At 63.1% G+C, this 6,180-nt stretch carries 4 protein-coding genes; 1 reads left to right on the top strand and 3 read right to left on the bottom strand.

Annotated features, from left to right (window positions below):
- Positions 1 to 490 precede the first annotated feature (490 nt).
- Positions 491 to 3,058, top strand: a complete 2,568-nt coding sequence (locus tag VFC51_10595; GenBank protein HZT07467.1) for an ATP-dependent Clp protease ATP-binding subunit — start codon at positions 491 to 493, stop codon at positions 3,056 to 3,058.
- Positions 3,059 to 3,061: 3 nt separating this feature from the next.
- Here the strand turns inward: VFC51_10595 and VFC51_10590 are convergent, their stop codons facing one another.
- From VFC51_10590 to VFC51_10580, 3 genes are all read right to left on the bottom strand, one after another.
- Entirely contained in the window at positions 3,062 to 4,522 is a 1,461-nt protein-coding gene (locus VFC51_10590) for an alkaline phosphatase family protein (protein HZT07466.1), read from the bottom strand.
- 19 nt (positions 4,523 to 4,541) lie between these two features.
- The gene (locus VFC51_10585) at positions 4,542 to 5,582 is read right to left on the bottom strand and encodes a hypothetical protein (GenBank protein HZT07465.1); all 1,041 of its coding nucleotides are present in this window, start codon (positions 5,580 to 5,582) and stop codon (positions 4,542 to 4,544) included.
- A gap of 76 nt (positions 5,583 to 5,658) precedes the next feature.
- Positions 5,659 to 6,180 (bottom strand): alkaline phosphatase family protein (locus tag VFC51_10580; protein HZT07464.1); only part of this gene is annotated, 522 nt, incomplete at its 5' end.

Raw genomic sequence — 6,180 nt, 5'->3', positions numbered from 1 at the left:
AAGGCGACCCTGACGGCATCGGCCCCGGGGCAGGGCACCGGCACCTTCCACTTCGTCAAAGAGTCCGGCCAGTGGAAGATCGATTCCGTGACGGCGCGCTGAGGGGATAATCGAGCTGGCCGGTGGGCGTGGCCGGTCGGCGGGGAGGCGCAGGGTTGCGAGTTTTGATGGCTATATGGGCGTTTCTCGAAACCATGCATCCCTAGAGGTTGCCGGCGCTGCGCTCACGCCGCGGCCCCTGCGTGACACCGGACACACGCCGCAGCCGGGCTGGAAGAGGCGTGTTGGTGGGTTGGTAGACTGGCGCATGGCCCGAGAACGATCCCGAATTTGCCCGAATGTCCGGCCGGATGGCGGGACGAAACGGCGAAGCGGGGCTGTAGGCGACCCCCAACTGAGACCATTGAAAACGGGAAGCTTCCAGCAGCTGACAGAGTCGTCTCTATCATCGGTACAGAACCCGCTTTAGACCGCCAGACCAGAGTGCACCATGTTCGAGCGATTTACTGAACGAGCCCGCCAGGTAGTGGTCCTCGCCCAGGAAGAGGCTAGGACCCTCAAGCACAACTACATCGGTACCGAGCACATCCTGCTTGGCCTCCTGCGCGAAGAGGAGGGCCTCGCAGCCCGTGTGCTGGAGTCGCTCGATATCACCGTCGAGCGGGTCCGCGCTCAGGTGGTGCGGATCGTCGGCTCTGGCGAGGAGGTCACTTCGGGCCAGATTCCATTTACGCCGCGCGCCAAGAAGGTGCTCGAGCTGGCCCTTCGCGAGGCGCTGAGCCTCGGCCACAACTACATCGGTACCGAGCACATCCTGCTCGGGTTGGTGCGCGAGAACGAAGGCGTCGCTGCTCGCATCCTGCTCGATTTCGACGCGGATTCCGAGAAGATCCGCAACGAGGTCATCCGGATGCTGTCGGGGCCCGGGAGCCGTCAGCGCTCCGGGGCTGGTGCCGGTGCCGGTTCGGGCGTCTCGGAGGGGAAGAAGTCCTCGAAGCTGCTCGACCAGTTCGGTCGTAATCTCACGAAGCTCGCCGCCGAGGCGAAGCTAGACCCGGTGGTGGGACGCGAGACCGAGATCGAGCGCATCATGCAGATCCTCTCGCGGCGCACCAAGAACAACCCGGTTCTGGTGGGTGAGCCTGGGGTTGGCAAGACAGCGGTGGTGGAAGGTCTGGCCCAGCGCATCACTTCAGGCGACGTGCCCGAGCTGCTCAAGGACAAGCAGATCTACACGCTCGATCTCGCCGCCCTGGTCGCCGGCTCCAAGTACCGCGGCGAATTTGAGGAGCGGCTGAAGAAGGTGATGAAGGAAATCACCCAGCGCGGCGACATCATCCTGTTCATCGACGAGCTTCACAACCTGGTCGGCGCGGGCGCCGCCGAGGGCGCGATCGACGCCGCCTCGATCCTCAAGCCGGCCCTCGCGCGTGGAGAGTTGCAGACCGTCGGCGCTACCACGCTCGAGGAGTACCGCAAATACCTCGAACGCGACTCAGCCCTCGAACGCCGCTTTCAGAAGATCACCGTCGACCAGCCGAGTACCGACGAGACGGTCCAGATCCTGAAGGGCCTGCGTGACCGCTACGAGCAGCACCACAAGGTCAACATCACCGAAGAGGCGCTGCAGGCTGCGGCGGACCTGGCCGACCGCTACATCTCGGACCGCTTCTTGCCCGATAAGGCGATCGATCTGATCGACGAGGCCGCCTCGCGTATGCGCATCAAGTCGATGACCTCGCCGCCCGTCTATCGGGAGCTCGAGGACCAGATCGAGCAGACTCGCCGAGCCAAAGAGGACGCGATCGAGAACCAGGAGTTTGAGAAGGCGGCCAACCTCCGCGACGAGGAGCGACGCCTCACTAAGAAGAAGCGTGAGCTGGCTGAGCAATGGGAGGCAGGCGAGTCGACCGAGCGGCCCGCGATCGGCGAAGAGGAGATCGCCGACATCGTCTCAATGTGGACGGGGATTCCCGTGTTCAAGCTGACTGAGGCTGAGACGGCAAAGCTCATGCGGATGGAGGACGAACTGCACAAGCGGGTGATCGGCCAGCATCCGGCAATCGAGGTCGTCTCCAAGGCGATCCGCCGTTCCCGCGCCGGGCTGAAGGATCCCAAGCGACCCACGGGTTCCTTCATCTTCTTGGGGCCCAGCGGCGTGGGCAAGACCGAGCTTGCACGGACGCTCGCCGAGTTCCTCTTCGGCGATGAGGACACGATGGTCCGGATCGACATGTCCGAGTACATGGAAAAGCACGCCGTGTCCAGGCTGGTTGGCTCACCACCGGGCTACATCGGTTACGACGAGGGTGGCCAGCTGACCGAGGCTGTGCGCCGCAAGCCCTACAGCGTGCTGCTGCTCGACGAGATCGAGAAGGCACACCCGGACGTGTTCAACATCCTGTTGCAGATCCTCGAGGACGGAAGGCTCACCGATGCGCAGGGCAGGACGGTGGATTTCCGTCACTGCATCGTGATCATGACCTCGAACATCGGAGCCGCCGAGATCTCGCGCAACACGCCGCTCGGTTTCGCGGTCTCGGACGACGAGACCGGCCTCACTTACGAGGACATGAAGAACCGCATCATGGGCGAGCTAAAGAAGGTATTCCGGCCGGAGTTCCTCAACCGTATCGACGAGGTCATCGTCTTCCACAAGCTGGCCAAGGACGAGATCAAGGAGATCGTCGACTTGCTGCTGCGGAGGATCCGCGAGTCGATGGCCGAGCGCGAGCTCCAGCTCGAGCTTTCGGAGGACGCGAAGGACATGCTCGTCGACAAGGGTTGGGATCCCGCGATGGGCGCCCGTCCGCTGCGGCGCGCCATCCAGCATTACGTCGAGGATCCGCTGGCGGACTTCGTTCTGCGCGAGCAGGTGCCGTCGGGTTCGACGGTGCAGGTCAACGCGCCGACCGAGGACGGCGACCAAAACGACGAGGTCAAGCTCACGGTGATCCAGCCGCGACCGAAGCCCACCCCGGTCGGCGTCGGCGCGGAGGGTGGCGGCGAGGACGAAACGCCGCCCGAAAGCCCGGACGAGCCAGCGACTTCCGAGTAGCTTCTAGCCCCATCCGAAGGCGCTACTGGGGCCTCCGAGGGCGTTGGTGGGCTCGATCAGGTCGGTCTTCGGGTGGACGGGCAGGATCACGCGCTTGCGTGGTCTTTGATTGAAGTTGAAGTCCTTGACCAGATCGCCCAGCTGGGGCGCGTTTTCGCGCACGTCGGGGCGGGGGTCGGGCCGGCCGTCTGTGCTGGGGTCTAGCCTCGCCCGGTTGAGGAAGTCGTCTTCGATGAACTTGGCGTAGGCGTCGAAGCTGAGGGTTTGGTGGTCGATGTAGCCGCGCTTGGCGTAGGGGCTAATGACCAAACCCGGGACACGCAGCCCGTAACCGTTTTCGTCCACCTTCGGGGGAACGGCGCTGTCGTAGAAACCGCCCCAGTCGTCCCAGCTGAGAAAGATCGCGGTTGACCTCCACTCAGGGCCGCGCATCAACGTGTTGATCAATCCGGTGACATACGTCTGGCCGGGGCTGATTCGCGCGTCCAAATTGTGCTCAGAGACGAGGTAGTTCGGCACCACCCATGAGACCGCGGGCAGTGTCCCACCGGTAGCGGCGGCGAATAGATGCTTCACCGACTGGATGTTCTTGGTCTGGTGGTCGTTGCGGACGGTGTCGAACCACTTGAGCGGATACCAGATCGAGGCCGATTGAGGGCCATTGGTGACGGGTGCGCACGACTGGGTGGTGTTCGAAATGCACGGAGGCTCGGTGCCGTTGAACATGTAGTAGCGCCAGCTCACGTGGTGCTCGTGCAACAGGTAGGTCAAGTCGGTCCACGCGTAAATCGGCGCCTTTGCGCCCTTCCAGCCGGGAGGGGGAGGCGGATACCCCGGCACATTGGTGCAACTGGCTGGATCGTTGTGCTGGGTGCAGCGCGCGGACCACAGGGAGGTCAAAAAAAGGTGTGAAGGCAGGCTCCAAGAGGCCACCGAGCCGAACATGTGGTCTTGGAGCACGAAGTCGTGGGCGTATTTCCAGTAGTTGGGGATGTCCTTGCCGGTGTGGTAACCCATCACGTCGTCCGGAGGCGTCCCCCTGTACTTACGCTTTTCCTCTTGGCGGATGAAGCCGTCCATCTTGCCGCCGTCGATTACTTCTTGCGCGGTGTGAAAGCCGTACGGCCCGCCGGCGTTGAGGTCGTGGCGGTCGTGGAAGGGGCGCACACAGTGCTCGCCGGGGTCGGGGATGCACGGGACCTTGCCGCGGTGGCCGGCGAGGCCGGGGATCCCGTCTGCACGCGGATAGGTGCCGAAGTAGTTATCGAACGAGCGGTTCTCCTGCATGATGATCACGATGTGGCGGATCTTGTGGATCCCGCTGAGCCGCAAGTGACTACGCAGCGAAGCGTCAAACTGGGCACGGTCCGTGGGCGAGCTGCTCGCCGAGCCCGACCTACTCGCCACCGCGACGGCGATTACCACCGCTAGAGCCAGCAACGCGGCCAACCTCGCCACCCTCATCTATCTCGCTCCTCCTGCGTCAGCCCGCAGGCTTCTTGTTCCGGTACCAGTAACGCAGCACCTTGATCGCCGGGTAGCGCGGCTCGTCGTTGCCGCTATCGGTTTTACGGAGACCGGGATTCGATGAGAAGTACCAAAAGTTCATCCCCTTGAAGAACTTAACCGGGTACCACACATCGAACGCCGCGGTGTACCCATTGGCCTGCGCAGTCGGGCTGTAAGTGCCAAGCGGCGTAATGACCCAGGGCTGAGCGAATGTCCCCGTGTACGGCGTGTACCCGATCTCCCCGAACATGATGTCCCGGTGATATTTGCGGTGGAGTCTGCCCAGGAGCGAGCTCCAGCGGGACCAGCCTGAAACCAAGTCGGGCACGTCATAGGCGCCGTCGCGGTTCAACGTCCAGTAGGCGGAGATGTCGATTACATCGACAGCGTCCCACCAGGAGATGTTGTGTTCCGTGAGCGCGTTGTGGTTGGCCTGATATGTGACAAACCCGGTCCGAAAGACCTGTCTCACTTGGCGAACTAGGGCTCTCCAGTCGCCCGCGTACTTCTGCATGCTCTGCATTTCTGTGCCGACGACGAATCCTTGGACGTCCTCCTTTTGCGCCAGCCTCGCGAAGCGCAGGATGTAGGCGTCGTAGCTGGCGAACCATTGTGGGACCGAGCTCGGAGCGATCAGACCGCGCCATCGGCCGTTACGGAGGTCGATGTAGGGCTTCAGGATCACCCGAAGGTGTGCTGCGCGTGCGGTCTGTATGGCCGCGACGAGATTCGCAGCTGGCACCGTCTCCCCGCCGGGAGTGATGTCGGTGGAGGTCTGGTCGTCCTGCTCCCAGACGACCAGAAGGGTGACCGTGTCTACTCCGCGCCGCTTCAGCGATTGCACGAGCTTGCCGAAGCCTGGACTCCCATAGGCATTAGGGCCCCAGTCTGCGATCGTCACACCGCGCTGGAACGGGACCGGGCGAAGATTTGCCGTGGAGGCCCGGGCGGACGTCGCGGCGAGCCCGATGACGAGCGCAACCGCGACCAATAAGCCAGTTCGGATCGATCTCATAAGCGCCCCAGTCCGCGAACTTACCGCACGACAATCACGCTAGGCAACCACCCTACCGCGCCGACGCCTGTTCGGTTTACCCCCATCCAGATGCGCCTCTGAGGCCTCCAGCTCCGGTCCCCGGCTCGATCATGTCGGTCTTTGGGTGGACCGGCAAGATCACCGGCTTGCGTGGCTTTTGCTTGAAGTCGAAGTCCTTGGCCAGGTCGCCGAGTTGGGGCTCGTTCTCGCGCACGTCGGGGCGCGGATCGGGCCGACCGTCCGTCGCGGGATCCAACCGCCGCCCACGGAGAAAGTCGTCCTCGATGAACTTGTTGAACGCGTCGAAGCTCAGGACTTGATGATCAATGAACCCGCGCTTCGCGTACGGTGAGATCACGATCGCCGGAACGCGCATGCCGTAGCCGTTGCCGTCGACGATCGGGGGAGCGACGTGATCGTAGAAGCCTCCCCAGTCGTCCCAACTCAGAAAGATTGCGGTAGAGCCCCAGTCAGTGGAGTTCATGATCGCGTTGACAACGTTCGTGACGTGTCCCATACCCGCGGAGATCGAATGGGGCGGGTGCTCCGAGACTTTGCTATTAGGCACTAGCCAAGA

The sequence above is a fragment of the Chloroflexota bacterium genome (assembly GCA_035652535.1).
GTDB lineage: Bacteria > Chloroflexota > UBA6077 > UBA6077 > SHYK01 > DASRDP01.
The sequence above is the reverse complement of the archived record's forward strand: the minus strand, read 5'-3'. Positions and strand labels throughout refer to the sequence as shown.

Bases quoted from the DNA above. Each gene is read 5' to 3' on its own strand.
- VFC51_10595 (HZT07467.1), top strand. From the start codon at position 491: ATGTTCGAGCGATTTACTGAACGAGCCCGCCAGGTAGTGGTCCTCGCC.
- VFC51_10590 (HZT07466.1), bottom strand. From the start codon at position 4,522: ATGAGGGTGGCGAGGTTGGCCGCGTTGCTGGCTCTAGCGGTGGTAATC.
- VFC51_10585 (HZT07465.1), bottom strand. From the start codon at position 5,582: ATGAGATCGATCCGAACTGGCTTATTGGTCGCGGTTGCGCTCGTCATC.